The 25,616-nt window shown below is 35.8% G+C and carries 29 protein-coding genes; all 29 read right to left on the minus strand.

Going from position 1 to position 25,616, the window contains the following annotated elements:
- Positions 1–157 precede the first annotated feature (157 nt).
- Positions 158–1,225 carry a protein-glutamate methylesterase/protein-glutamine glutaminase gene (locus D8M05_RS04805; RefSeq protein ID WP_121129195.1) on the minus strand — a complete coding sequence of 356 codons (1,068 nt, stop codon included), beginning with the start codon at positions 1,223–1,225 and terminating at the stop codon, positions 158–160.
- Between the two features lie 6 nt (positions 1,226–1,231).
- Positions 1,232–2,101 carry a MinD/ParA family protein gene (locus D8M05_RS04810; RefSeq protein WP_121129197.1) on the minus strand — a complete coding sequence of 290 codons (870 nt, stop codon included), beginning with the start codon at positions 2,099–2,101 and terminating at the stop codon, positions 1,232–1,234.
- A complete protein-coding gene (gene flhF / locus D8M05_RS04815) occupies positions 2,091–3,212 on the minus strand; it encodes a flagellar biosynthesis GTPase FlhF (RefSeq protein WP_121129199.1) in 1,122 nt (373 codons plus the stop codon). The genes D8M05_RS04810 and flhF overlap by 11 nt, the downstream gene beginning before the upstream one ends.
- The gene (gene flhA / locus D8M05_RS04820; protein ID WP_121129201.1) at positions 3,209–5,242 is read right to left on the minus strand and encodes a flagellar biosynthesis protein FlhA; all 2,034 of its coding nucleotides are present in this window, start codon (positions 5,240–5,242) and stop codon (positions 3,209–3,211) included. The genes flhF and flhA overlap by 4 nt, the downstream gene beginning before the upstream one ends.
- 20 nt (positions 5,243–5,262) lie before the next feature.
- On the minus strand, positions 5,263–6,348 hold the full coding sequence (gene flhB, locus D8M05_RS04825) for a flagellar biosynthesis protein FlhB (protein ID WP_121129203.1): 1,086 nt from the start codon (positions 6,346–6,348) through the stop codon (positions 5,263–5,265).
- Position 6,349: 1 nt separating this feature from the next.
- Positions 6,350–7,129 (minus strand): flagellar biosynthetic protein FliR, encoded by a 780-nt coding sequence (fliR, locus tag D8M05_RS04830; protein WP_121129205.1) that lies wholly within the window; start codon positions 7,127–7,129, stop codon positions 6,350–6,352.
- Positions 7,130–7,131: 2 nt separating this feature from the next.
- A complete protein-coding gene (gene fliQ / locus D8M05_RS04835) occupies positions 7,132–7,401 on the minus strand; it encodes a flagellar biosynthesis protein FliQ (RefSeq protein ID WP_121129207.1) in 270 nt (89 codons plus the stop codon).
- Between the two features lie 36 nt (positions 7,402–7,437).
- The gene (fliP, locus tag D8M05_RS04840) at positions 7,438–8,103 is read right to left on the minus strand and encodes a flagellar type III secretion system pore protein FliP (protein WP_121129209.1); all 666 of its coding nucleotides are present in this window, start codon (positions 8,101–8,103) and stop codon (positions 7,438–7,440) included.
- Entirely contained in the window at positions 8,096–8,740 is a 645-nt protein-coding gene (locus D8M05_RS04845; RefSeq protein WP_245985197.1) for a flagellar biosynthetic protein FliO, read from the minus strand. Before D8M05_RS04845 ends, fliP begins: the two co-directional genes overlap by 8 nt.
- Positions 8,741–8,753: 13 nt before the next feature.
- On the minus strand, positions 8,754–9,116 hold the full coding sequence (locus D8M05_RS04850; protein ID WP_121129213.1) for a response regulator: 363 nt from the start codon (positions 9,114–9,116) through the stop codon (positions 8,754–8,756).
- 25 nt (positions 9,117–9,141) lie between these two features.
- Positions 9,142–10,329 (minus strand): flagellar motor switch phosphatase FliY, encoded by a 1,188-nt coding sequence (gene fliY, locus D8M05_RS04855; protein WP_121129214.1) that lies wholly within the window; start codon positions 10,327–10,329, stop codon positions 9,142–9,144.
- Complete coding sequence (fliM, locus tag D8M05_RS04860) at positions 10,319–11,314, minus strand: flagellar motor switch protein FliM (protein ID WP_121129216.1); 996 nt, start codon at positions 11,312–11,314, stop codon at positions 10,319–10,321. The genes fliY and fliM overlap by 11 nt, the downstream gene beginning before the upstream one ends.
- 44 nt (positions 11,315–11,358) lie before the next feature.
- Entirely contained in the window at positions 11,359–11,784 is a 426-nt protein-coding gene (fliL, locus tag D8M05_RS04865) for a flagellar basal body-associated protein FliL (protein WP_342772239.1), read from the minus strand.
- Complete coding sequence (locus tag D8M05_RS04870; RefSeq protein WP_121129220.1) at positions 11,771–11,989, minus strand: flagellar FlbD family protein; 219 nt, start codon at positions 11,987–11,989, stop codon at positions 11,771–11,773. Before D8M05_RS04870 ends, fliL begins: the two co-directional genes overlap by 14 nt.
- 43 nt (positions 11,990–12,032) lie before the next feature.
- Positions 12,033–12,827 (minus strand): flagellar basal body rod protein FlgG, encoded by a 795-nt coding sequence (gene flgG, locus D8M05_RS04875; protein ID WP_121129222.1) that lies wholly within the window; start codon positions 12,825–12,827, stop codon positions 12,033–12,035.
- 82 nt (positions 12,828–12,909) lie between these two features.
- Positions 12,910–13,284 carry a TIGR02530 family flagellar biosynthesis protein gene (locus tag D8M05_RS04880; protein ID WP_121129224.1) on the minus strand — a complete coding sequence of 125 codons (375 nt, stop codon included), beginning with the start codon at positions 13,282–13,284 and terminating at the stop codon, positions 12,910–12,912.
- An 11-nt stretch (positions 13,285–13,295) separates the two neighbouring features.
- The gene (gene flgD, locus D8M05_RS04885) at positions 13,296–13,769 is read right to left on the minus strand and encodes a flagellar hook assembly protein FlgD (protein WP_121129226.1); all 474 of its coding nucleotides are present in this window, start codon (positions 13,767–13,769) and stop codon (positions 13,296–13,298) included.
- A gap of 9 nt (positions 13,770–13,778) precedes the next feature.
- Positions 13,779–16,061, minus strand: coding sequence for a flagellar hook-length control protein FliK (locus tag D8M05_RS04890; protein WP_121129228.1), 2,283 nt, complete (start codon positions 16,059–16,061; stop codon positions 13,779–13,781).
- 33 nt (positions 16,062–16,094) lie between these two features.
- Entirely contained in the window at positions 16,095–16,688 is a 594-nt protein-coding gene (locus D8M05_RS04895) for a MotE family protein (protein ID WP_121129230.1), read from the minus strand.
- Between the two features lie 5 nt (positions 16,689–16,693).
- Entirely contained in the window at positions 16,694–17,140 is a 447-nt protein-coding gene (gene fliJ / locus D8M05_RS04900) for a flagellar export protein FliJ (protein WP_121129232.1), read from the minus strand.
- A complete protein-coding gene (gene fliI / locus D8M05_RS04905) occupies positions 17,140–18,459 on the minus strand; it encodes a flagellar protein export ATPase FliI (RefSeq protein ID WP_121129234.1) in 1,320 nt (439 codons plus the stop codon). Before fliI ends, fliJ begins: the two co-directional genes overlap by 1 nt.
- Positions 18,456–19,214, minus strand: a complete 759-nt coding sequence (fliH, locus tag D8M05_RS04910) for a flagellar assembly protein FliH (RefSeq protein WP_183072701.1) — start codon at positions 19,212–19,214, stop codon at positions 18,456–18,458. Before fliH ends, fliI begins: the two co-directional genes overlap by 4 nt.
- Entirely contained in the window at positions 19,207–20,220 is a 1,014-nt protein-coding gene (fliG, locus tag D8M05_RS04915) for a flagellar motor switch protein FliG (protein WP_121129238.1), read from the minus strand. The genes fliH and fliG overlap by 8 nt, the downstream gene beginning before the upstream one ends.
- Before the next feature lie 13 nt (positions 20,221–20,233).
- Positions 20,234–21,826, minus strand: coding sequence for a flagellar basal-body MS-ring/collar protein FliF (gene fliF / locus D8M05_RS04920; protein ID WP_121129240.1), 1,593 nt, complete (start codon positions 21,824–21,826; stop codon positions 20,234–20,236).
- Between the two features lie 69 nt (positions 21,827–21,895).
- Positions 21,896–22,204, minus strand: coding sequence for a flagellar hook-basal body complex protein FliE (fliE, locus tag D8M05_RS04925; RefSeq protein WP_121129242.1), 309 nt, complete (start codon positions 22,202–22,204; stop codon positions 21,896–21,898).
- Between the two features lie 11 nt (positions 22,205–22,215).
- Positions 22,216–22,671, minus strand: a complete 456-nt coding sequence (flgC, locus tag D8M05_RS04930; protein WP_121129244.1) for a flagellar basal body rod protein FlgC — start codon at positions 22,669–22,671, stop codon at positions 22,216–22,218.
- Positions 22,672–22,673: 2 nt separating this feature from the next.
- Entirely contained in the window at positions 22,674–23,063 is a 390-nt protein-coding gene (flgB, locus tag D8M05_RS04935) for a flagellar basal body rod protein FlgB (protein WP_121129245.1), read from the minus strand.
- A 337-nt stretch (positions 23,064–23,400) separates the two neighbouring features.
- Complete coding sequence (gene codY / locus D8M05_RS04940) at positions 23,401–24,180, minus strand: GTP-sensing pleiotropic transcriptional regulator CodY (protein ID WP_121129246.1); 780 nt, start codon at positions 24,178–24,180, stop codon at positions 23,401–23,403.
- A 27-nt stretch (positions 24,181–24,207) separates the two neighbouring features.
- Positions 24,208–25,599, minus strand: coding sequence for an ATP-dependent protease ATPase subunit HslU (gene hslU / locus D8M05_RS04945; RefSeq protein WP_121129247.1), 1,392 nt, complete (start codon positions 25,597–25,599; stop codon positions 24,208–24,210).
- Positions 25,600–25,616 lie beyond the last annotated feature (17 nt).

Here is a 25,616-nt window from a genome sequence, read left to right on the forward strand (position 1 = left end):
TCTCCTTTGCTATTTGTTTGTAGAAAGCTGTGTCTATTTAATTGTTGCTTCTTTCACTGTATTGAAATTTAATTAGTAGTTGATATAGCTTATATCAATTGCGATTAAAAAAGTGAAAAGCGCCTTGTATCACATTTCGTTCCCGAACTAAACTGTTCTAATTCCGTTCAAATACTTTCACAGCGTTGGATATTCTCGCTCCAACTTGTCCTAGGTCTTCAATATAATTAACACAATTGGTTTTTACCGCTGCTTTTGGCATTCCATAAACGACGGATGTTGCCTCTGATTCTGCAATAATAATAGAATTCTTATCTCTATTCTTTAGCTGAATAATCCCAGCGGATCCATCATTACCCATTCCAGTTAGTATGACCGCAACTTTATTAATTTTATTTAGATTGGCCACGGATTCAAAGAGTACATCAACACTCGGTCGATGGTTATTCCTAGGTTTTTCAGTAGTGAGTTTTATTTTCATCACACCACCAATATGTACAGCCTCCATATGATAGCTGCCTGGGGCAACATAGGCTGTATTGTCTTTGATACGTTCCCCGTCAGTTGCTTCTTTAACATGTATTTCCGTGCATCCATTCAACCGATTCGCTAAAGATTTCGTAAAGCCAGCTGGCATATGTTGAACAATTAGAATGGGAGGTCTAAAATCTCCAGGTAAATCACTCATCACTTGGTGAAGTGCTCTAGGACCACCAGTGGATGAGCCGATGGATACAATTGTTTCATCATAAATTTGTTCCGCTGGTTTATGGTCTACCGCCACTGTTAATCGTGATTCTACAGCTCGTTCAGATTTATTTAATCTGACTTCAGACGCACTTATTACTTTTGCTATAATTTCATCTTTTATGGAATCGATATTTAATGAAATAGGCCCAGATGGCTTTTTAATAAAATCTACCGCACCTTTTGACATAGCCTCTATCGTCTTAGAAGTATCCTGTTCTGATACACTCGTTAACATAACTACCGGTATCGGATTACCGATCATTAGCTTTTCTAATGCAGTGATACCATCCATCACTGGCATATGTACATCCATTGTAACAACATCAGGGGAAAGGGATTCGATCTTTTTCAATCCATCTTCCCCATTTCTCGCGGTTGCAATTACTTCTATTCTATTGTCGCTTTCTAATATATCTGAAACCACTTTGCGCATAAATGCTGAGTCATCAACAACAATCACTCGAATCCGCACCATAACTGATTACCTCTCCATTAAATATTGTTTTAGTTTTTTTACGAAGGATGAAGCACTACGATCCTTATCCATTCCTTCCCCGTCAGATAAGTAATTAAATGTTAATTCTTTTAATGCTTTAGACACATCTGAACGCTCGTTTAACAATAAGTATGGTACCTGTTTAATGACAGATTGAACAACCGCTTTGTCATCTGGAAGGATCCCTAGTTGCCTAACTTTAATCTGTAGAAATTGCTCAATAACTCCGCTAAAGCGGTTTAAAGCTTGCTTTCCACTTTTTTTTGAGATGGAGCGATTCATAATGACGTAAATCGGCATATTTCTCTGATTGCTAATTACATGTTTGATGGCACTATATGCATCAGTTATTGAAGTCGGTTCTGGGGTAGTAACTACAATGCATTCATCTGCTGATAAGATAAAAAATAAACTTTCTGCTTGTATGCCAGCACCCATATCAAAAATGATAAAATCAAACATATCTACTAGTTCATTGTATTGTGTTATAAAGAAACTTTTCTTATTTTCATCCATGGAAAAAAAGTCTTGTAAACCAGAACCGCCAGCGATATATGCTAAATTATTAGGTCCTACCTCTATAATATCATGAATCAATAGGTTTTCGTGAAACATGTCGAATATTGTTTTTTTAGCATGTAATCCGAGGAGAATGTCAACATTCCCCATTCCGACATCTAAATCAATTAGCAATACTTTCTTCCCATTGTTAATAAGTTCTAATGAAAAGTTAACAGCTATGTTAGACTTACCAACACCGCCTTTCCCACTAATAATGCAAAGGGTTTTGGCCTGTTTAGGATTCTTATTGTTCTCTATTTGTCTTCTAAGTCGTGCTGCTTGATCATTTATCACTTGGATCACCTATTATAAGCTTTGAAATCATCTCAGGAGTAACCTGCAAGATATCATTCGGAACATCTTGCCCATTTGTTACGTATACGATTGGTATCTGTTTTGTTCGGGTTATATTTAAAAGACTTCCATACTGCCTCGTCTCATCCACCTTTGTAAATATAACTGCTTTCAGAGGGATGTGATGAAATTGATCATAGATTTCCATAATATCCTTTGGTTTTGCGGTTAACGATAATACGAGATAGGTGTCAATCTCTGTATTTACATTCATGCTATTTTTTAGCTCTTTTACATACTTCTCCTCACGAAAGTTTCTTCCAGCTGTATCAACAAGGATTGCATCGTACCCCTTAAACTTCAAAACAGCATTTTTATAGTCTTCAACGGTGTAAGCAACCTCAATAGGAACATTTAATATTCTTGCGTACGTTTTCAGTTGGTCAATAGCAGCTATTCGGTAAGTATCTGAAGTGATAAAGGCTATCCTTTTATGCTCATTTAACATCATATTTGCTGCTACTTTGGCAATTGTGGTCGTTTTTCCGACACCTGTTGGACCTACAAACTGAATGACCTGTTTATTCGCTTCGATTCCTTTAATCGTATAGGACTCAAATAATTTTCTAATTGCCAATTGGGTATCCGCTTTAATCTGACCTGAATCTGGAGAAGCATGAAGTTCTTCATGCTGTTTTACTACTTTGTCTACCACTTCTCTTGCAATTTCAGGGTCTACTTCTTGCTCAAGCAGATATTGGTATACCAATTGATAATCGAGTGGAAAGTATTCAGTCGATTCTTTTCTGCTAGAATCAATTACTTTTTTTAAGTTTTGAATTTCCTTTAATAACACTTCATTGGAGTGTTGGCTTATAAGCGGTTTCGTTTCCCGCTTTTTGATAGGTGATACTTTCATTTCTTTTTTAGTAGGGATTGGGTTTGGGTCAAGTGCCGCAACTACTTCTATTTTTTTCTTTTTAAAGAAACCAAGAAAACCACCTTGTTGGATTTCTTTAGAATTCAATATAACGGCATCTGGCCCTAATTCTTTTCGGATTTCATTCATCGCTTCTGGCATAGTAGGAGCTATATACTTTTTTATTTTCATGCTATATTCACCACTCCAACACTTTGAACTTGAACACTAGGTTCTAATTCATTATAAGATAATACAACAACTTGAGGTAAAAACCGATCCAATAATTGCTTTAAATACATTCGAATAGCTGGGGAACAAATGACAATTGGCGTTTCTTCCTGAAGCGACAATTTCTCAACTTCTTCATGTACAGAAGTGATGATATTTTGTTGTAATTCAGGATTCAAGGACAAATAATTTCCGTGCTCAGTTTGTTTTATATTCTCGGCAATTATTTTTTCTACTCTCCCAGAGATTGTAATCACATTTAGCGATGTATCATTCGCTATATATTGTTTCGTTATTTGTGTTGATAAAGCTTGTCTTACATATTCTCCGAGTAATTCCGTATCATTCGTTAACTTCGAAAAATCAGCAAGTGTTTCAAAAATAATAGGTAGATTTCGAATGGAAACATTCTCTCTTAGCAATTTAGCAAGAACTTTTTGAATATCACCAACATTAAGTGGCTCGGGTGTAACCTCATCCACCAATATAGGATAACTTTCCTTCAAGTGATCGATAAGCTGCTTCGTTTCCTGTCTACCTAATAAAGTATGTGCATGTTGCTTGATTACTTCGGTTATATGTGTTGATACAACAGACGGAGGATCCACAACAGTATATCCAGATAGTTCTGCTTCATCTTTTAAGTCTTCACTTATCCATTTCGCTGGTAATCCAAATGCTGGTTCCTTTGTATCAATTCCTTCTAATTCATCATCATCCATACCAGGTGCCATTGCTAAATAATGATCCAGAATTAATTCCCCTGAAGCAACGGGATTTCCTTTAATCTTCAAACGATACTCGTTCGGTCCAAGCTGAATGTTATCCCTTATACGAACAACTGGAATAACAACACCAAGCTCGAGAGCTAATTGCCTACGAATCATAACGACTCTGTCTAGTAAATCTCCGCCTTGATTTGCATCTGCAAGTGGTATTAAAGCATAACCAAACTCAAATTCAATTGGATCCATATTTAATAATCCAATAACATTTTCAGGAGATTTCATTTGTGAACTCTCTGCCTGCACTTCTTCTTCTACATCTGGTATTTCAGGATGTTTCATTCGTTTTTCCAACATATATGCACTTAAAGCTAAGAAAGCCGCTAGAATCGTTGTCAAGAAAAAGTTAATTGGTGTTAAACCAAGTAAAAATATCGTTCCAGCAGCAATGTAAAGTAATTTCGGGTATTGTAATAATTGCCCAGAAACCTCAGTACCGAGATTATTGACTCCACCAGACCTCGTAACTACAATTCCAGTTGCAGTTGAGATAAGCAAAGCTGGTATTTGACTAACAAGGCCATCCCCTACAGTAAGCCTCGTAAACGTATTGATTGCTTCGTTAAATGGCAGCCCCATTTGAACGATGCCGATAATGATACCAAAAACAATATTGATAAGCGTAATAATAATCCCTGCTATTGCATCACCCTTAACGAATTTACTTGCACCATCCATAGAACCATGGAAATCCGCTTCTTTTTCAACCTTTTCTCGTCTTTCTTTCGCTTCTTTCTCAGAAATGAGACCAGCATTTAGGTCAGCGTCAATACTCATCTGTTTCCCTGGCATTGCATCTAATGAGAATCGAGCTGCAACTTCAGATACACGCTCAGAACCCTTTGTAATAACTAGGAAATTAATAATAACAAGAATAATAAAGACAACAAAACCTACGAGTGGATTCCCCCCAATTACAAATGAACCAAACGTCTCTACAACTCCACCAGCAGTACCATCAGAAAGAATCGATCTGGTTGTTGAAACATTTAATGCCAGCCTAAACAATGTTAAAAGCAATAAGAGAGTCGGAAATACAGAAAATTCAAGGGGTTCTTTTGTATTCATAGCTACTAAAATAACGATAAGTGCCAGAATCATATTGACTAAAAGAAGTCCACTTAAGAGCGCCCCAGGTAATGGGACGACTAACATAACAATAATTAATATTACGGCAATTAAAACGGATAAATCACGAGCTTTCATTAATGTCTCTCCTCATTGCTTTAAACATTCGATTTTTTCTCTAAACGGTAAACATACGCCAGTATCTCTGCAACAGCCTGGAAAAATTCTTCCGGTATTACATCACCAATCTCTATCGCTTGATAAAGAGAACGGGCAAGTGGTCTATTTTCAACCATCGTAATATCATGTGCCTTAGCTATTTCTTTTATTTTCAATGCTGTTCTATCCACACCTTTTGCTAAAACATATGGTGCACTTGCGACTTTTTCATCATATTTTATTGCGATCGCAAAGTGTGTCGGGTTGGTTATAATTACATCTGCGTTCGGAACGTCACTCATCATTCTTCGTGTAGCAATTTCTCTTTGCCTTTGTTTCCTTTTTGATTTGATGAAGGGATCTCCCTCCATGTTCTTGTATTCATCTTTAATATCTTGTTTAGACATCTTCATGTTCTTTTCAAAGTCATAGCGCTGGTAGCTATAATCAAAAATAGAAATAAATAATAATGCTATTATCGCGGAGATGACCATGATTATCGTAACATTAGCAAAAAAATGAAGGGCACTTTCCGCGTTCGTAAAAGCAGTCATCAGCATTTCATCTATATTTATCCAGATAATGAAGAAGGTAATTGCACCAACCAACACAATTTTAAACAATGATTTAATCAGTTCTACAAACGCCCGAATAGAAAATATTCGTTTCGCTCCTTGAATAGGGTCGATTTTCTTTAAATCAAATTTCAAAGATTCTGTTGTGAATAAAAAACCGATCTGCATTAAATTAGCTGCAACACCTGCAATAATTGCAATGATTAAGATTGGAGCTAACATGATTGCTACTTCGATAGCAGCACCAGTAAACACTTGCTGGACCGTTTTTTCAGTTACCTCCCAGTGAATAAACTCTGTAAAGGTATGTTTATACATCTCAGAAAACGTACTTAAAATGTTCTTTCCAAAAATAATCAAAGTAGCAAAACATAGTAGAAGCAGGATTGCAGCATTAATGTCTTGGCTTTTTGCGACCTTTCCCTTTTTACGTTCATCTTGCCTTTTTTTCGGGGTAGCTTTTTCTGTTTTTTCACCTGCAAAAAATTGCAAATCTAGCTTTAGTTGCAAGTTAACCACCTCCGAATAATTGCATAAGACCTCTCATCACTTCAAACATCGTATGAAATAAGTTTTTTGCAAGGCTTACGTATAAACTTAAGAAAACAAAAAGAGCTAAAAAACTAACGATAATTTTTAATGGTAAGCCAACAACGAATACATTCAATTGAGGGACAGTTCTTGCAATAATGCCTAATGCTAAATCCACCAAAAATAGACATCCTACAATTGGAATTGCTATTTGAAAGGCAATAATAAACATCATGTTAAACGCATTGATAACAAAATCGGGAATTGACCTATTTCCAAATGGAATAAAGTTATCAATTGGTACGAATTGATAACTATTAAAGATACCATCAATGATCAAATGATGCCCATCAACAGATAATAAGAATAATAGGGCAATAATATATAAGAACTGACCTGTTATTGGGCTTTGCGCTCCAGTTTGTGGATCCATGACATTCGCAATTGCAAATCCCATTTGAAAATCAATAAATCCACCAGCAACTTGTATGGCAGAGACGACAATGTAAGCAACCAGTCCAATTAATAGACCTACTAATGCTTCTTTTACAATTAAGAAAATAAACATTTCGTCTACAATTACTGCCTGGGTGTCAATGGTATAGAACATAATCATTGCCAAGAAGAAACTAAAACCTATTTTAAATGGCAAGGGTATTGTTCGATAAGAGAACAATGGCATCGTAACAAAAAAAGCTAATATACGAACAAAAACCAATAAAAACACAGGAAGACTGTTTATATTTATTAATTCAAGCATGACTACCCTACAAACTGATTTAAATTTTGAAATAGATTGGCTGTAAATTCAACCAGTGTCGAAAGCATCCACGGACCTAGAAAAACTAACCCAACTAATACAGCCAATATTTTTGGAACAAATGCGAGTGTCTGCTCTTGGATCTGCGTTGTTGCTTGAAAGATACTAATTAATAGTCCAACAGCAACAGCTAAAATTAGTAATGGACCCGTTGTGATAATTAGCGTATAAATTGCTTCCTCCGCTAACGCTAAAACATATTCACTACTCATGTTCGATCGTCCTCTCTTTTTATATTCACAATCGAATTAAAAACCTGATAATAATGAATGGGTAATCAAATACCAACCATCCACTAAAACAAACAATAGTATTTTAAATGGTAATGATATCATTACTGGAGGTAGCATCATCATACCCATCGACATAAGAATGCTCGCTACAGCCATATCAACAATTAAGAACGGAATGAAAATCATAAAGCCCATTTGAAATGCAGTTTTTAATTCACTAATTGCAAAAGCAGGTACGAGTGTGGTAAGTGGAATATCATCCAGCGTTTCAGGTTGTTCAACTTGTGAATAATTCATAAACAGAGCCAAATCTTTTTGCCTCGTATGCCTTGCCATAAATTCCTTCATTGGACTGGCCACATTTTCATACGCTTCATCCAATGAAATTTCTTCAGCAAATAACGGTTCAAGTGCCTCATCGTATACTTCACCAAATGTTGGTGCCATAATGAAAAACGTCAAGAAAAGTGCCAACCCAATTAGTACCTGATTTGGTGGCATTTGCTGCGTTGCCAAAGATGTGCGGACAAAAGACAATACAATAATAATTCTCGTAAAGCTTGTCATTAATATTAAGATACCAGGTGCCAGTGACAAAACGGTTAACAATAAGATTAACTTAACAGAAGTCGCTACATTGGAAGGGTCTTCTGACGCAAACATGTCAATAAATTCATTCATGATGATCTTCCTTTTGCTTAGCTACTAACTTCTCCCTATTTTGTTTCAACTTTGTTAATTCCTTAGAGAATAATTTTTTGAAATCAGTATTGCTATTTCTATTTGTATCACCGTCTGTTTTGGGCTTGAACATAGATAAGATGGAATCTTGAGACTCAGATGAGTTATCCATCATAAGTTGATCAATCAATTCCTTTTCCGTTATTTCCTGGAGTAACTCAACATTTTCTCCTACACCAATCAAATATAATTTTGTTCCGATTCGAACAATCTGGATTGATTTGTTCGTTCCTACATTAATTCCACCTAGGTTTTCCATTGCTTTTACTTGATTAAATAATTTGTTTTTTCTTCCAAGCAACTTACTGATAACGAATATAAGTGCAAGCACTAATAATAGTGCAAAGATCATCCTGACGATATTGAATGCCAGCGAATCTGAGCTTGAAACCTGTTCCACTACAGTATCCGTTTCATTCGGTTCTAATTCATTAACCTCTTCTTGTTTTTCTTCATCTGCGTCTTCCTCTATCCAGTCCAGCACATTCGTTGGATTTGCATGTACCGAATGTACGAAAGGGCTTGAGAATAACATCGTTATGAAACATAAGACAAAACAACACTTTTTAAACAACATGCTCACTCGTTTCTTAACTTAACGCTTTTTGAATAGCCTCAATTACACGATCAGCTTGGAATGGCTTTACAATAAAATCTTTTGCACCAGCTTGTATAGCATCAATAACCATTGCTTGTTGTCCCATTGCTGAACACATAATAATTTTTGCTTCTGGGTTTACTTCCTTAATTTTCTTTAAAGCAGTAATTCCATCCATTTCAGGCATCGTAATATCCATTGTAACAAGATCTGGTTTTAGTTCATTATATTTTTCGATAGCTTGTAACCCATCTTGTGCTTCCCCAACAACCTCAAAACCATTTTTTGTAAGAATATCTTTAACCATCATTCGCATAAATGCTGCATCATCAACAATTAAAATTCGTTTCCCCATCTTTTTCTTCCTCCTATGTTAGAACTTATTTAAGTTTCATTAATCTGTCAGACTTACTTATAATATCTGTAACACGAACACCGAAGTTTTCTTCAATTACAACAACTTCACCTTCAGCAATTAATTTATTATTTACTAAAATATCAACTGGTTCCCCGGCTAACTTATCAAGTTCAATAATTGAGCCTGTGCTAAAATCTAGAATATCTTTAATTGCACGTTTCGTACGACCAAGTTCAACCGTAATATTTAATGGAATATCCAAAAGCATATCTAGGTTTCGTTGTTCATGATTATTTAATGCTACCTTTTCAAAGTTTGAAAAAGTGGCTTCTTGAACATCTGCTTGTGTCTTGTTTAAGGGATTACCTATTACCTGTGGCTTTGTAGGTTGTTCGTAATTATTTGGTGTTACTGCCTGTTCTGTTATACTCCCTTGCGTATAATAACTGCTTTCATGAATGTCTTGCTCTTTTGTGTATGGCGCTTCGACAGTTGTTGCAGATTCTATACTCGGTTCCACTTCACTACTTGTAGGATTTAATAATTGTTCAACTAACTGTTTCGCAAAATTCACTGGCATTAATTGCATCATGTTTGAATCAATTAAGTCACCAACAGTCAATCTGAAGAAGATTTTTACATATGCCTCTTCATCAAAAATCTCCTCATTATTTTTGGTATCATCAATAATCGATGGTGGAGAGATATCCACTTTCTTACCAAACACCGTTGACATACTAGTTGCCGCAGCACCCATCATTTGGTTCATGGATTCTTGTACTGCACTTAGATGGATTTCAGACAATTCCTGATCAGGGTTTGTCCCATCACCACCTAACATAATGTCAGCAATTATTGCTGCATCTTTCGCCTTAATAACAAAAACATTCTTCCCTATAAAACCGTCTACGTAGTTCACCTGAATACTTACTGGTTGAAAATTAACTGCATCCGCCAAATCTTTCTTCTCAATAATGCTAACGATGGGCGTTGTAATTTCAACCTTATTATTTAATAACGTTGATAATGTTGTCGCAGAAGTACCAAAAGATATGTTACCAATCTCTCCTAGTGCATCAATTTCTATGCTGGAAAGATAATCCTCCGTTTTTGACTGCTGATTTTCATTTAAATCATCACTACTATCTGAACTCACATTAAGTAGTGCATCAATTTCTTCTTGTGATAGCATACCATCTTCATTCGTCATTTTCGTTCACCCCTTTATATTCCTCAAGTATTTGAACCGATAACTTATTTTTAAATTTACCTGGTTGTACATAAAATTTCAGTTTATCATTAACTAAAAACTTTAATGGTTGATCTATCGGTTGGTTTAGAGAGATAACATCATCTTTACTTAACTGTAAAAATTCTTGGATTGATACATTTGTCTCCCCTAGTATGGATTTTACTTCTACCTGCGTATTCTTCAAATGCTTGGAAATCTTCTCATAGGTTTCTGGGTTCTGATCCTTTTCCGTTGCTTGCATCCAATAATGTGCAGATAACTTACTAATAATCGGTTCTAAAATAACATGTGGGATACATATATTAATCATTCCACTTGTTTCACCAATCACTGTAGTTAGCGAAACGACTACTACCGTCTCATTTGGGGAAACCATTTGGATAAATTGTGGGTTTTCCTCAAATTCCTCTAGTATTGGATCAATATCTGCAACGGATTCCCAAGCCTCTCTAAGACATTCAATACCTTTTTCAAATATTTGGTTTAAAAGTAGTTTCTCAATTTCGGTTAAACTACTGCTTTTACTAATGGTGTTTCCTTTCCCCCCAAGAATACGGTCAAGTAAGGCATAAGCGATATTTGGGTTAATTTCCATCACTAACCTTCCGTCCAAAGGAGCAACACTGTAGATGTTTAATACCGTAATTTTCGGTATGGAACGAATGAATTCTTCGAAGGGGATTTGATCAACAGATGTAACGTTTATATCGACATATGTCCTAAGCTGTGATGAGAAAAAAGTCGTCAAAAGCCTTGCATAATTCTCATGAATTCTTGAAATACTTCTTATTTGGTCTTTTGAGAAACGAAGTGCACGTTTAAAATCGTATACTCTAACTTTTTTTTCCTTTTCTTCCTTTTTTAACTCTTCTGCATCCATTTCACCTGAAGTGATGGCGGAAAGTAGTGCATCTATTTCATTCTGTGAAAGTACTTCATCCATTAATTCGTCACCTCACGATAAAAGGGCGCTTGCACTTTTGTTTTTTATTGCAATATCTTATTAATTGTATAAACATCGGTAATTTTTCCTTCGATCATTACTTCATTTAGCTTTGTTCTCAAGACATCTTCTAAGTTACCTAAACCAGATTTAAAATCTTCTTCAGTCATTATCGCAAGTTCTTTAATCAAGATATTTTTAAGTTGAAATTCCCTTTTCATGATTTCTTCTTTTGCATCTTCACTATCTGTCAAAATTTGAAATTGTACACGGACATAAGTGCCATCTTCAAGATCCGTTGTAATCTCAGGTGATTCAAAGGAATACTCTATTATTTCATCAATTGTAGGTTCTTTAGCTTCGTCATCTTCACCTTTAACATTGATAATTACGATAATTGCTGCAATAGCAATGATTAACAGTACAGCTAAAGATGTCATCATTGTTTTTACCAGTCTACTCACTTTCATCACCTGTATTTCTATGTATACTTTGTAATCCTATTTTTTGATAGTAATTTGTTATGAGACCAATTACTTCATTCTCAGGATTCTTGACTACCAACTTCTTCCCGTTGATTAGCGTAATGGTTGTATCTGGAAGTGATTCTACTTGTTCAATTAGTAATGCATTTAAGGTAAATCGATTACCGTTTAATCTTAATAATGGAATCATGATATTGGTGGGAGCACACTAATATATGCTCCCTACCTCCTTATTATCGTTTTAAGTTAACAAGTTCTTCTAAGATAGAATCCGATGTAGTAATGATTCTCGTATTCGCTTGGAACCCACGTTGAGCAGTAATCATTTCTGTGAACTCTTCAGCTAGGTCGACGTTGGACATTTCAAGGGCACCACTTACAATCGACGCAGCACCGTCTTGTTCTGGAACCACTAGTCCATTAAAACCAGCATTTTCACTGTTTAAGAATAAATTGCTACCATCTTTTTGCAGACCAGCTGGATTAGAAAAGCTAGCGAGACCAATTTGACCAGCAGTTTGTGGGTCACCTGCACCATCTACATACGTAACCGTACCATCTGTTTGAATACTAAAGCTTTGTGCACCATCAGGAATTGTGATTGGAGATTCTCCATTTGCTCCGATAAGATACAATCCATCAGGGTTTACTATACTTCCTTCACTGTCTAAATAAAAGTTCCCTGCACGTGTGTAAAACGTTGTTTCCCCATCTGTTAAAGCAAACATTCCATCCCCCTCAATTGATAGGTCTAATGGATTATTCGTTGTTTGCAAGAAACCTTGGGTATGCATATTATCAATGGAACCTGTCTGTGCACCTAGACCTACTTGTACAGCATTAATTCCACCTTTTGTGCCAGTAGGGCCTTGTGCTCCAGAAGTAGTTTGACTCATCATTTCTTGAAATGTAACCCGACCTTTTTTGAAACCTGAAGTATTCACATTTGCAATATTATTCCCTATAACATCTAATTTCGTTTGAAAGTTTTTCATTCCAGATATTCCTGCATACATTGATCGTAACATTTTATTTTCCCCTTTATTTTTAAATTTATATGAGCTGCTTCATTCAATCGGCAGCTATAACGGCCTCCCATATGGGTCCAGCCTAATCATTCATTAAAATTGTTCCATTAATATTTGTGAAAATCCTACTAGTTGCTTCCTTTCTATCCATAGCGGTGACAACGGTATTATTTTTAGCACTTACTAATAATGCAGCGTCATTCATTACGACTAATGAATCCGTGATCCCTTTTTTCTTTGCCTCTCTCATTTTTGCTTCAATTTGCTGCCATTGATGCTCATCAATATGAATATTTCTTTCATTTAATCTTTCACTTGCATGTTTACTAATTTTTAATTTTTGGTTTTGCTCAGATAAAATATCCTTGAACTGTAATGTTTGTGTATTCTTCGGTTTAACTACCGTAGGATTTTTCAAGGCATATTCCCCGGCCACCTGATGTATACGTGGGTCCATACGATCCCCCCTTACTCTCGTACATCCTCATCAGAATTTGGTGTATCTGAATTAGCATCACTTACTTCTAATATGGCATCCGCATATATTTCTTCTCCATTTTTTAATTTCAAAATAGCCCAACCCTCACTTTGTGTAACAGCAACAACTTTAGATGTAGTCACTTCTAGTTCTTCCCCAGTCTCTTTATCATAAGCTTGATAGGAAACTTCTTTTCCAATCATGTGGCTATACTCAATGACCGGAGACATTAATTGACTTTGAACAAAATTGTCAATAGTACTTGCAATATTCGTAATCTGTTCCAATGAAGTTAGAGTTGCCATTTGTTCAACCATTGCTTTATCATCCATTGGCGCTGTAGGATCTTGATTTTGTAGTTGGGTCATTAATATTTTTAGGAATCCATCCTTATCCAGAGTAGGGCTAGGTTCTCTAGTAGTTCTTTGATTAGATAGATACAATGATGGATCAATACTAGTCATTGTGGTCACCTACACTTTCTCATTCACTAATAATTCTTGAAAATAAGACCTGAATTCAGATTCAGTAGATTGACGACTTTGTCCATCTGATTGATCTGACTGCTCTTCATTGTCATGTTTTTGTGATTGTTGATCTTGATTATTCTTTTGTGTTTCTTGATTAAATACAATATTTCCATCTTGCTTTTCAATAACAACTTGCTGTGGTGCAAACATATGCTTCAGTTGACCAATATTTCCTTCCAACATTTCTTTAGCGGCCTGCGTCGTTACTATGATCTTGACAGCCATTTCACCGTTCATTTGTGTGAACCGAACAACCATATCACCTAAGTTAGTCGGATTCAATCGAATCGATAATTGGTTCATTGCAAAAGGTTTTGTTAGAAATTGACTGTTCTTAACAATCCCCTCAAACCTCTCCATAAACTCCTGATCTACCGCAAGGGTACTGTTTGATTGGTTTATGTGAATAGCATATTGTTCTAGTTGAGAAATCGGATGAATATTACCTGAACTCGGATTTGTAGTTGATACAGTGTTTATTTTCAGTTGATTCTCAATTGATTTCTCGATCCATTTTTTCAATTCAAAGGGATGATCGGTTTCGCTATTCTCCGCTACATCAGTCCATTTATTTAACAGTTCCTCAAGTTTTGGTGAAACAGATTTAATGTTTTCTTCTATTTTTATTTGACTGATCACTTCTTCTACTTGTCTAAAAATCTCATTAAATCGTGTGATATTATTACTAATATTCACCTTATTTTGAGTATCCATTTCTTTTGTGATAACTGCTACAATGTTTGATATTCTTACGTCATTGCTCACATTTTGTTGTGAACCAATAGCCTGTTCTTGTTGTTTTATTGCATGGACAAATTCTTTCCATACCGATTGTTCTTTAGAATCTACTCTTAGCCATGTTTCAGGAGTTTTGATTGGAAATGTTTCCTCGTCGCTATTTCCTACGAATCCATTCCACCGGTCTAATAATTGTAAAAGTTTTGGTGCGGCATTTTTAATATCTTGTTCTGTCTTAATATGAGACAGTATTTCCTCTGCTTCAGATTGTACGTAAGACAATTGATTAGACAAATCGATATTTATCTTTTCTTGTTGGACATTAGAAGCACTCGCTATTCCCAATTCCTTCACATTACTCCCTAGATTAGAGCGCTGGGAATCAAAATTTATAGCATTATCAAGCCATCTAACTACATCTTTTGTAGTAACACTTGCATCCATGTGATAAAGATTTTTAGAGGCAATTTTTTCTCTTTTTTCATATGCTTGAACAATTTCTTTCCAAACTGGCAAACTTTTTATTTCAGTATTCTCTATGGGATCCGTATGTTTCATGCTTTGTGAATCCGCTTCAGTACTTTTCGCTACATTTGTCCATTGCTTCAAAAGCGCTAATATTTCTGGGGCAGCCTTAAGGATATCTTCTTCTTGGTTAATATTGGATACTACATTTTCTACCTTCGTCAAAATTGTGTTTATTCGTTCCACATTAGACACTACATTAGTTGGTAATTGTGTCATATCATCTGTATAAAATCGTTGTTCTATTTGATTTGAAGAAGGATTTTGCTGAAACAGATTCGTCATTGACTCATCTGGTATAATCGTTTCACCAGGAATGGATATCTCGCCATTATTCAAAAGCGTATATTGCCTTCTATTCAATGTAGGAAAAGTTTGATTCATCTCCACTACTGTATTACTTTTTACCACCGTTTCTATAACAGGATTTTGATTTTCATTAACACCTGCTAAAGCACCAGTCGTATCCAACTGATTCAGTATTTGAACGAGGTATGGTATTATGCTACGAGTATCATCTTCTATTATCATATGTGAAAACAATTCTTGGACTCGGTTCCCTTTATCCTCTACATTGTCTAGTCCATTATGCATTTCATTCGCATTACTAGTGATCAACATTGTTAACTTTTGCATTGCTACAAGTACTTCATCGTCCAAATTCTCTAGTGTTGAAAACTTGGCGATAAGATTGTCCTGTTCATTTGTATCATTCATTAACTCCATATCATTGATTAGCTTTTCAACAAGTAAATGAATTGCCTCCTCTGGACTTTGTACATTTGACGTTCCATCTTGGGACCGATTATGCTCATCCTGCAAACCAGCTAATACGGTGTACTCTTTATCAAACAATGTTTTTTTAAATGATAAAGAATCAGATAAATTCGAACCATTATTCCATGAGTCTGTTTTACTATTTGTAAATTGCAATCGTGGTATAAGCGTTCCAACTGCGTTCATTTTCTCACCTCCTTTCAAGGTGACTTCTTCATCTTAGTGTTCTGTAATCATGAGTTGTTCCGTGATTTCTGCTGCCACCTCTGGATTCATCTCTTCCAAAATAGCTCCACGTACCTCATTGGGTACTTCTTTGATGATTGTAACCGCAGAACCTCTATTTAAATTTTCTAGAATTCGAGCAGCTTGCTTACTATCCATTTCTTCATAAGATTTAGCAACCAGCTTTACTTCTTCATTTACTGATTTTGTAGCATCTTGCTCCACTGTTGCATTTACATTTTGGTCATTTTCTAATTGTGTTATTTTTTCATTCAAATTAGCAATTGTTGACTCAAGGTCAGTTACATTCTGTTGTAACCCAGCAATTTCTTCATCTTTACTAACAATCGTTTCTTCAAATTGCTGTTCTTTCTTCTCAACATTTGCTTCTTCTTCCGTTGTAATTGCATTGGATAGAACAGGAACATCATTCCCTTTTTCTTTCGCCCAGTTCGTAACATCAAAACCTGCAATATTTAATATAATGATTAAAAGCGTTATAACGATTAAAATTGGGATGACGATTGCGAAAAGGAACCATAAAAAAGGATTCATTTTTCTCTTTTCATCATTTGTTTTCTTTGCCATGATTTTCACCTATTTTTGTGGCTTAAAAATTGATTCATTGAAATTTCATTCATAAAAGCGTCTTCTTTCCTCTTTAGCTCATCGCGTTCATCTTGTTTACGAATGTCGATGATTTTTTCAAACTTTTTCACTTCAACGTATGAATCAGACAATTTCACCTGTTTTTTTTCCATATCATTTCTTGCAACCTCTACTTTTTGTTGAACAAATAATATTTCTGTTGTTAATACCTCTAGATAGTCAACGAGTTGCTTAATCTGATTTATTGGTGCCGTTGATTGAATAAATCGTTCATACTGCTGTTCTGCTTCTTCTTTTTTCTTTAATAGTAAATAGAGTTCTTTAGCAACTTCCTCAAACACACCCATCGATTGGTGGTATGCTTTTTGTGCAACTTTTTTTTCGTTTTCTCTAATCGTTAAAACTTTCGATAAAGTCGCTGTCCCAGTCATTAGTGAATGCCTCCATTAAGCAAAGAAGTCATCAAGTTAACTGACTCTTCTAGTGTCTTATATTCAAATACATCCTGTTTTAAAAAAGCTTGAATTTTTGGATGAAAAGCTATTGCACGATCAATTTCCTGGTTCGTACCACGTTTATATGCCCCGATATTGATTAACTCTCGATTATCTTCGTATATGGACATTAATGAACGAATCTCATTAGCTATGGTTCGATGCTCTTCGCCCGTAATTTGATTCATTACCCGACTAACCGATTTCAGTACATTTATTGCTGGATATTGCCCTCGTTCAGCTATTTTTCGGTCCATCACAAAATGACCATCTAATATCCCTCTTACCGCATCTGCGATTGGTTCATTCATATCGTCACCATCAACTAACACCGTGTAAAAGGCAGTAATTGTTCCACAGTCATTTGTTCCAGTGCGTTCAAGCAGTTTAGGTAATATCGAAAATACAGATGGCGTGTATCCTTTTGTTGTTGGAGGTTCACCGATTGCTAGGCCGATCTCCCTTTGTGCCATTGCAACACGAGTTACAGAATCCATCATCAAGTTCACATGGTAACCCAAATCACGGAAATATTCAGCAATTGCTGTAGCCGTATATGCACCTTTAATACGCATCAGTGCTGGCTGGTCAGAAGTTGCCACAACAACAATGGAGCGCTTCAACCCTGCTTCACCAAGGTCCTTTTCAATAAATTCCCTAACTTCACGCCCACGTTCTCCTATCAGTGCGATAACGTTAATATCTGCATCACTGTTCCGGGCAATCATTCCAAGTAAGGTACTCTTACCTACCCCACTACCAGCGAACATTCCAACACGCTGTCCTCTACCGACTGTTAATAATCCATCAATTGCTTTTACACCAACTTGAATCGGTTCAGAAATTGGAGGACGTAACATGGGGTTTGGTGGCGCTTGTTCTGTTACATAATTTGAGAGACCTTTTGGTAGGGGAGTACGATCAAGCGGCATTCCCAATGGATCAACAACATTCCCTATTAGACTTCGGCCAACTTTTACCGTTAGGGCTTTCCCTGTTGCTTGAACAAGACATCCTGACCCAATTTCATTTACCTCAGCATAAGGCATGAGAATGATCTTCTCGTTATTAAACCCCACTACCTCTGATAAAATCGGTTCTTTGTCTTTCTTTGAAGGATGGATATAACATACTTCACCAATATTTGCTTGTGGTCCCTCTGACTCAATCATCAGCCCAACTACTCGTAAGACTTTCCCATAATATTTGTAAGAATCAGCCTGTTCGATACAAGAAAGGTAAGCTTCTACATTCATTGCTTATTCTCCTCATGGAAATCGAGTAAGATATTACGAATTTGCTCTAGTTGTGAATCAACACTTGCATCTACTCGACCAAATGGATGTTCAATAATGCATGCATTTTCAGAAAGCTCATCTTTAACATAAATAGAAAGCTTGGTATCATTTTCTAATAGACGAATTAATTCATCCTTCTGTTCTAGAATCATTTCATAGTTATCTGGATGCGTATAGATAGTGATCATTGACTTGTCTTTTATACTTTTAATTACCGTCTTAACGAGATTCGAAAATACCGATGGGTCATCTGTAATTTTTTGCTTCATTACCTTCTCAGCAATGGAAATAGATAGCTGAAGAATCGTTGTTTCACTTTTATCTAATGTAGTATGGTAATCTTTCGTAGCCTGCTCTGTAATGGTATTGGCTTTCTCTAATAAGCCTTTATACTCACTAATACTATCTTGTTGACCAGAAAGATAGCCAGACTTGTACCCTTCTTCTTTTGCTTCCTCGATCCATTTTGCTCTTTCCGTTTGCCAATTACTTTTCTCTTTCTCTATTTGTGTTTTAGTAGCTTGTAACAATTCTTTCTGTTGTGTCTCTAGAGTGGTCAATTGCTCTATCGCTTTAGCAATTTTATCTTCTATACTTTGATACTCTTCTTCATAAGAAGACGGATCCAATTGCTTCTCTTTAATAAGAAAATCGATTGGTTTAATTGCAATAACTTTTTTATCTTTGTTTACTGATTTATGGAAATTAGACAATAATATCGTCCCCTCCACCACGAGCAATTACAATTTCTCCAATATCCTCTAATCTACGAATCGTAGAAACAATTCTTGTTTGCGCTTCTTCGACGTCAAGTAACCTAACAGGTCCCATATATTCCATTTCTTCTTTGAACGTTTCTGCCATTCGATTTGACATGTTTGAGAAAATAACATTTTTCACTTCATCACTTGCAACTTTCAATGCTAAACGTAAGTCATCATTTTCTACTTCACGTATTACACGCTGTATTGCACGGTTATCAAGGATAACAATATCCTCAAATACAAACATCCGTTTTTTAATTTCATCTGCTAGCTCAGGGTCCTGTATTTCTAGAGCATCAATGATCGTTCTTTCCGTACTCCTATCAACACCATTTAATACTTCTACAACAGCTTGAATTCCACCAGTTTGCGTATAATCCTCTGTCAAGGACATAGACAAATTCTTTTCTAGCACTTGCTCTACTTGACTAATGATTTCAGGCGAAGTTGAATCCATCGTTGCAATACGCTTTGCTACATCTGCTTGCATCTCTTGTGGAAGAGCTGATAGAATTTGCCCTGCTTGTTCTGGATCCAAGTAGGATAGAACAAGAGAAATAGTCTGTGGGTGTTCATTTTGAATGTAGTTCAAAAGTTGTTGTGGGTCTGCTTTTCTAGCAAAGTCAAATGGTCTTACTTGCAATGAAGAAGTGAGACGATTAATTATATTCGAGGCTTCCTGCTTTCCGAAAGCTTTTTCTAATACCGTCTTTGCATAACCGACTCCACCTTGAGAAATATAGTCTTGAGCAAGTATAATATTATGAAATTGTTCAATGATCTCTTCTTTTAAATTAGCATCTACTTTTTTTACAGAGGAAATTTCCAAACTTAATTTTTCGATTTCCTCTTCAGATAAATGTTTATATACTTGAGCTGAAACGTCGGGACCTAGGGAGATTAAAAGAATTGCAGCTTTTTGTTTTCCAGTCAATGCACCTTTTTGCCTTGCCATACCGTCATTCCTCCTAATCTTCACCGATCCAGCTTCTTAGTAATTTCGCAAAGTCTTCTGGTTTTTCTTTAGCAATTTTCTCAAGTTGCTTTTTGCGAATAATAGACTCAGAATCCTGATTTTGTTCCATTTCTGGGATTTCATTAGATGGTTCTTGTGTAATCGCTGTTTGTTCGATAACTTCTTCTTTTTGTTTCCTATTTCGAACTAATAGATAGATTAATATAATGATAATTACTAGTAAACCAGCGCCTGCGATATACATCCATGTTGGGATGACTGGGGTTGTTGTTTCTGCAATTGTTGGTTCCCCATTAAATTCCTGGAATACAATGGATAGTTTCTCATCTGGAACTACTTCTCCATACGCCCCATCAATGGACGTATCGATAATCGAACTTAAAATCGAAGAAATGCCTTCTTCAACATTCGTCTGTTCTTGCTGAGTAAGGTACACTACTTCACTATCAGTCGTATCTTGCGCATTATCAACGACGACTTGGATTCCTAGGTCACGGATTTTATACGGACTTTCGACAATTTCTTTACGAATTCTATTGAACTCATAATTAATCGTTTCATTATCTAACTCATAATCCCCGTTCGAACCGTCTTCTGTGCCTGGATAGTTGGTAACGTCTTCTTCACCAGCTCCAGCCACACCTGCTGCTGCATTATCTCCTGTATACGACTCTTGTATAGACTGTATGCTTACAGGGAGACCTTCCATGTTTTCAATATCAACAGGCTCTACCAGTTCTTCCGTTCTATTTTCTTGAGTGAAATCTACATCAGCTGTTACCGAAACAATTACATTTCCCGCACCTAGCATCGTACCAAGCATCTGTTGTATTCGTTGCTGAAGGTCCTTTTCAACATCTTTTTTTACAGATTGCTGATAAGAATGAACATCCTGTGTACCATATTGTGTTGCATTCTGATCGAAATACTCAAAATTCTGGTTCATAATGACGATATTATCTTCAGGTAAATTCGGGACAGCCTTTGAAACCAAGTGATACAGTGCGCCTATTTGATTACCTTGAAATTGGTATCCTGGTTTTGTATTTAATACGATAGATGCACTTGCTTCCTGTGTTGTTTCACTTGCAAATATTGGTGTTTCAGGCATATTAATCATTACCTGCGCATCATTTATACCCTCAATACCCTTCATTAAGGTTGCAAGTTCAGTCTGCATTGCATCAAGCTTCATCACATCGAATTCATTATCCGTTACACCCCATGAGGAGTTTTCACTAAAAAATGAATAATCAATGTTACCACTATTCGGAATTCCTTGCCCTGCTAAGTCAACAAGCAATGCATCAACTTGTTCTCCCGGCACTGAAATCGTTGTGCCACCATTTTGCAATTCATAAGGAATACCCCTAGCGTCTAATTCTGTTTTTATTTGATTTACTTCTTGTAACGAAAGATTGCTATATAACGTTACAAAATTCGTTTTCGTAGTAAGCAATACTGTTCCTACAATAATTAACAAAACCAAAAGGATAGATCCTATAAAAATTCCTTTTTGGCTTTTTGTTCGTTTCGTCCAAAAAGAAACAATCGAGTTCTTCCATTTAGTTAGATTTTCATTCATTAAGTCACCCACCATATTGCATTAAGTAATATTATCATTGTATATACTGTGCCTGTAGGATAAACAAAATCAGACTTGCATTCGCATAATTTCGTTATACGCATCGATTACCTTTTTTTGAACCTGTACAGTCATGTCAAGTGCAATACCAGCTTTTTGCGAAGTAATCATGACATCATGAAGATTATCTACCTTCCCACTGGCAAGCCCCTGTGTTTTTTTATCAGACTCCATTTGAATATCATTAAGGTTGTCTATTGCACCTTTTAATGTGTCAGCAAAATTCGCTTGAGCTGCCCCTGGAGTTATTGTCTTTTTAGGATTAGTCGTTTCATTTATCGTAATCTGTGATGCATCATTTATTAATGGAATCATCATTTAATACTCCTCTATTTTCCTATTTCCAATGCTTTCATCAACATACTTTTACTAGCATTTAATGAAGTGATGTTCGCTTCATAAGATCTAGTAGCACTCATTAAATCTACCATTTCTTGAAGTGGGTCAACATTTGGCATTTCAACATAACCAGCTTCATTGGCATCAGGATGGTTAGGATTATAAACCACTTTAAATGGTGCATCATCTTCCGTTATCGCTGAAACTTTCACCCCTGCATTTCTTGCTGAGCTTGTACCAGAGGCTTTATCTAAAAAAGAGCCAAACCGAGTTCCCTGTTCTTCTAATGTAACTAATTTGCGTCTGTAAGCTTCGTATTGACCATCTTCATTAATCGTCGCACGTGTCGTTTCTGCATTAGCAATATTGGAGGAAACGACATCCATACGTAAACGTTGAGCCGTTAAGGCGCTTGCGCTCGTATTAATCGAATTAAAAATTGACATACTTAGTTCCCTCCTCTTATTACCTTCTGAAGACTACCAAATTTCCCATTAATGCGTTCTACTAAACTATTATAATAGATTTGGTTTTTAGCTAGTTCCGCCATTTCTTTATCAATATCTACATTATTCCCATTGTGGTTAAACATGGTGTTATTTTGCGTAATGGTTTGATATGAGGAATTTGATTGATTTAATGACATATGCTTTTCATTTGTTTTCTTTACTACTAATGCGTTTGCCGCATCATTTAGCGCGTCTTTAAATATGACATCTTTTGCTTTATAGTTCGGGGTATCCACATTAGAAATATTATTTGCTATTGTTTGATTTTTTGCTGACGCGTAATCAAGTGAATTTTCTAACGTTCGTATTGTATTCCCAAAAATATCCACTTTAATCCCTCCTGCCTCTTGCCAATATTACAAAATACTACATTTTAATTTCATGTAATCTAATTGTAATTTACACTTTCGTCAAAGTCCACCTAAATCCGACAATTTCCTTCAATTTACATATAAAATAGATAAATAAGTCTAGGACTTCTTCATCATTCCATATGGACTATCTATTCAGTATATTTAAAACAAGACGCTGTCTAACTTCCTATATTCTAACAAGTATTAGCATGACATATTGTGTCGAATTATCGAATTATATGTAAAGAATTACTCCAAAAAATTTACAAATAAAAAAAGAGCTATATGTCTAGCTCTTTTTTATTGTTTTTCATTATCTTGAACGTAGTTTTTCTAATTCAACTAAGAATTTATCATTTAATACTTTAATGTACGTACCTTTCATTCCTAGTGAACGTGATTCTATAACTCCAGCACTTTCCAGTTTTCTTAAAGCATTTACAATTACAGATCTTGTAATTCCAACCCTATCTGCGATTTTACTTGCAACTAGAAGTCCCTCATTACCATTTAATTCTTCAAAAATATGATCAATTGCCTCTAATTCACTATAAGACAATGAACTAATCGCCATTTGAACTACAGCTTTACTTCTTGCTTCCATTTCAATTTCTTCTGTTTTTTCATGTAGAATTTCCATACCTACTACAGTTGCACCGTATTCAGCAAGTAATAGATCATCATTACTAAAGTCTTCATCCACACGCCCAATAATAAGTGTTCCTAAACGGTCTCCACCACCGATAATCGGTACTATTGTTGTTAAACCATTTTTAAATAAATCTTTGTTTTCAACTGGGAAAACGGAATATTGGCTATCAACATCAAGATTTGCTGTTGTTTCATGAATGTTAAAAAGACCTGCTGTGTATTCTTCAGGGAATTGTCTTTCTTCCAACATATTCTTCATGCGTTCATTTTCAATTTCCTGATTTACTGCAAATCCTAACAATTTCCCTCTTCTGCTAAGAATATATACATTCCCTCTGATTACATCTCGTAAAGAAGCGGACATATCGTTAAAGTTCACCGATTTCCCTGTTGCTTTTTGTAGCATTGCGTTAATTTTTCTTGCTCTGTCTAATAATTCCATGATAATCCTCCATTTCATTCGTTAACATTATAGTATAAATTGACTTAAATCTCTATTTTGTGCAATAGATTTTAATTTTTCATCGACATAGCTAGAAGTAATCTTAATTTCCTCCATTGTTATGTCTGGTGCTTCAAATGATAAATCTTCTAATAGTTTTTCTAAAATAGTATGAAGCCTTCTTGCACCAATGTTATCCGTTTCCTGATTTACTTGATATGCAATTTCTGCCAGTCTAACAATAGCATCGTCAGTAAATACGACATTTATACCTTCTGTTTGTAACAATGCTTGATATTGTTTGATTAATGCGTTAGACGGCTCTGTTAATATTTGCTTGAAATCATGGACGGTTAATTTTTCTAATTCCACTCTAATTGGGAAACGTCCTTGTAGTTCAGGTATTAAGTCAGATGGTTTCGCCATATGAAAAGCACCTGCTGCTATAAACAACATATGGTCCGTTTTTACTGGTCCATGCTTCGTCACAACAGTTGAGCCTTCAACAATTGGGAGAATGTCACGCTGCACACCTTCTCTAGAGACATTAGCGGAACTGCTATCCTTCCCTACTACTTTATCGATTTCGTCAATAAATAATATACCAGATTGCTCAGCAAGCTCTATTGCCTCTTGTGCTGCTTCTTCCATATCTACTAGCTTCTGTGCTTCTTGCTGTGTCAGTAACTTTCTCGCTTCCGATACAGATAATTTTCTTTTTTTCTTCTTCGCCTGCATAAATTGACCAAAGACATCTTGCATATTCATCCCCATATGTTCCATACCCGAACCTTGAAGCATATCAAACATAGAAGGTGGTACTTCTTCCAATTCTACTGTTACTAGATGATCTTCTAGCTCACCCATCTCAAGCTTTTGCTTTATTTGTTTGCGTTTTGTTACAATCTCGTCATCTTTATCCGATGAATCTTCATCGTTTTCAGAGGATTGATTCGAAAACAGAAGCTCAAACGGATTTTTCATAGATGGCTGCTTTTTTACTTCGGGAAGTAGTAAATGAACAAGCTTTTTATTAGCCTCTCGTTCCGCTTGATCTTTTACTTCACTCATTTTCACTTCCTTCACCATTCGCATCGCCATTTCAACAAGATCACGAACCATGGACTCAACGTCACGACCTACGTAACCAACCTCTGTAAATTTTGTTGCTTCAACTTTTACAAAAGGAGCACCGACTAGTTTCGCTAACCGTCTTGCAATCTCCGTCTTTCCTACGCCTGTAGGACCAATCATTAATATATTTTTAGGATTAATCTCATCCTTTAATGAATCATCAAGTTGCATCCGTCTGTAACGATTTCTTAAAGCAACGGCTACAGATTTTTTTGCATTTTTCTGTCCCACAATATATTTATCCAATTGATCCACAATTTGTCTTGGTGTGTAATCAATTCCCATGTTGATTACCCCCTTCA

This window comes from Oceanobacillus bengalensis, assembly GCF_003628445.1.
GTDB lineage: Bacteria > Bacillota > Bacilli > Bacillales > Amphibacillaceae > Oceanobacillus > Oceanobacillus bengalensis.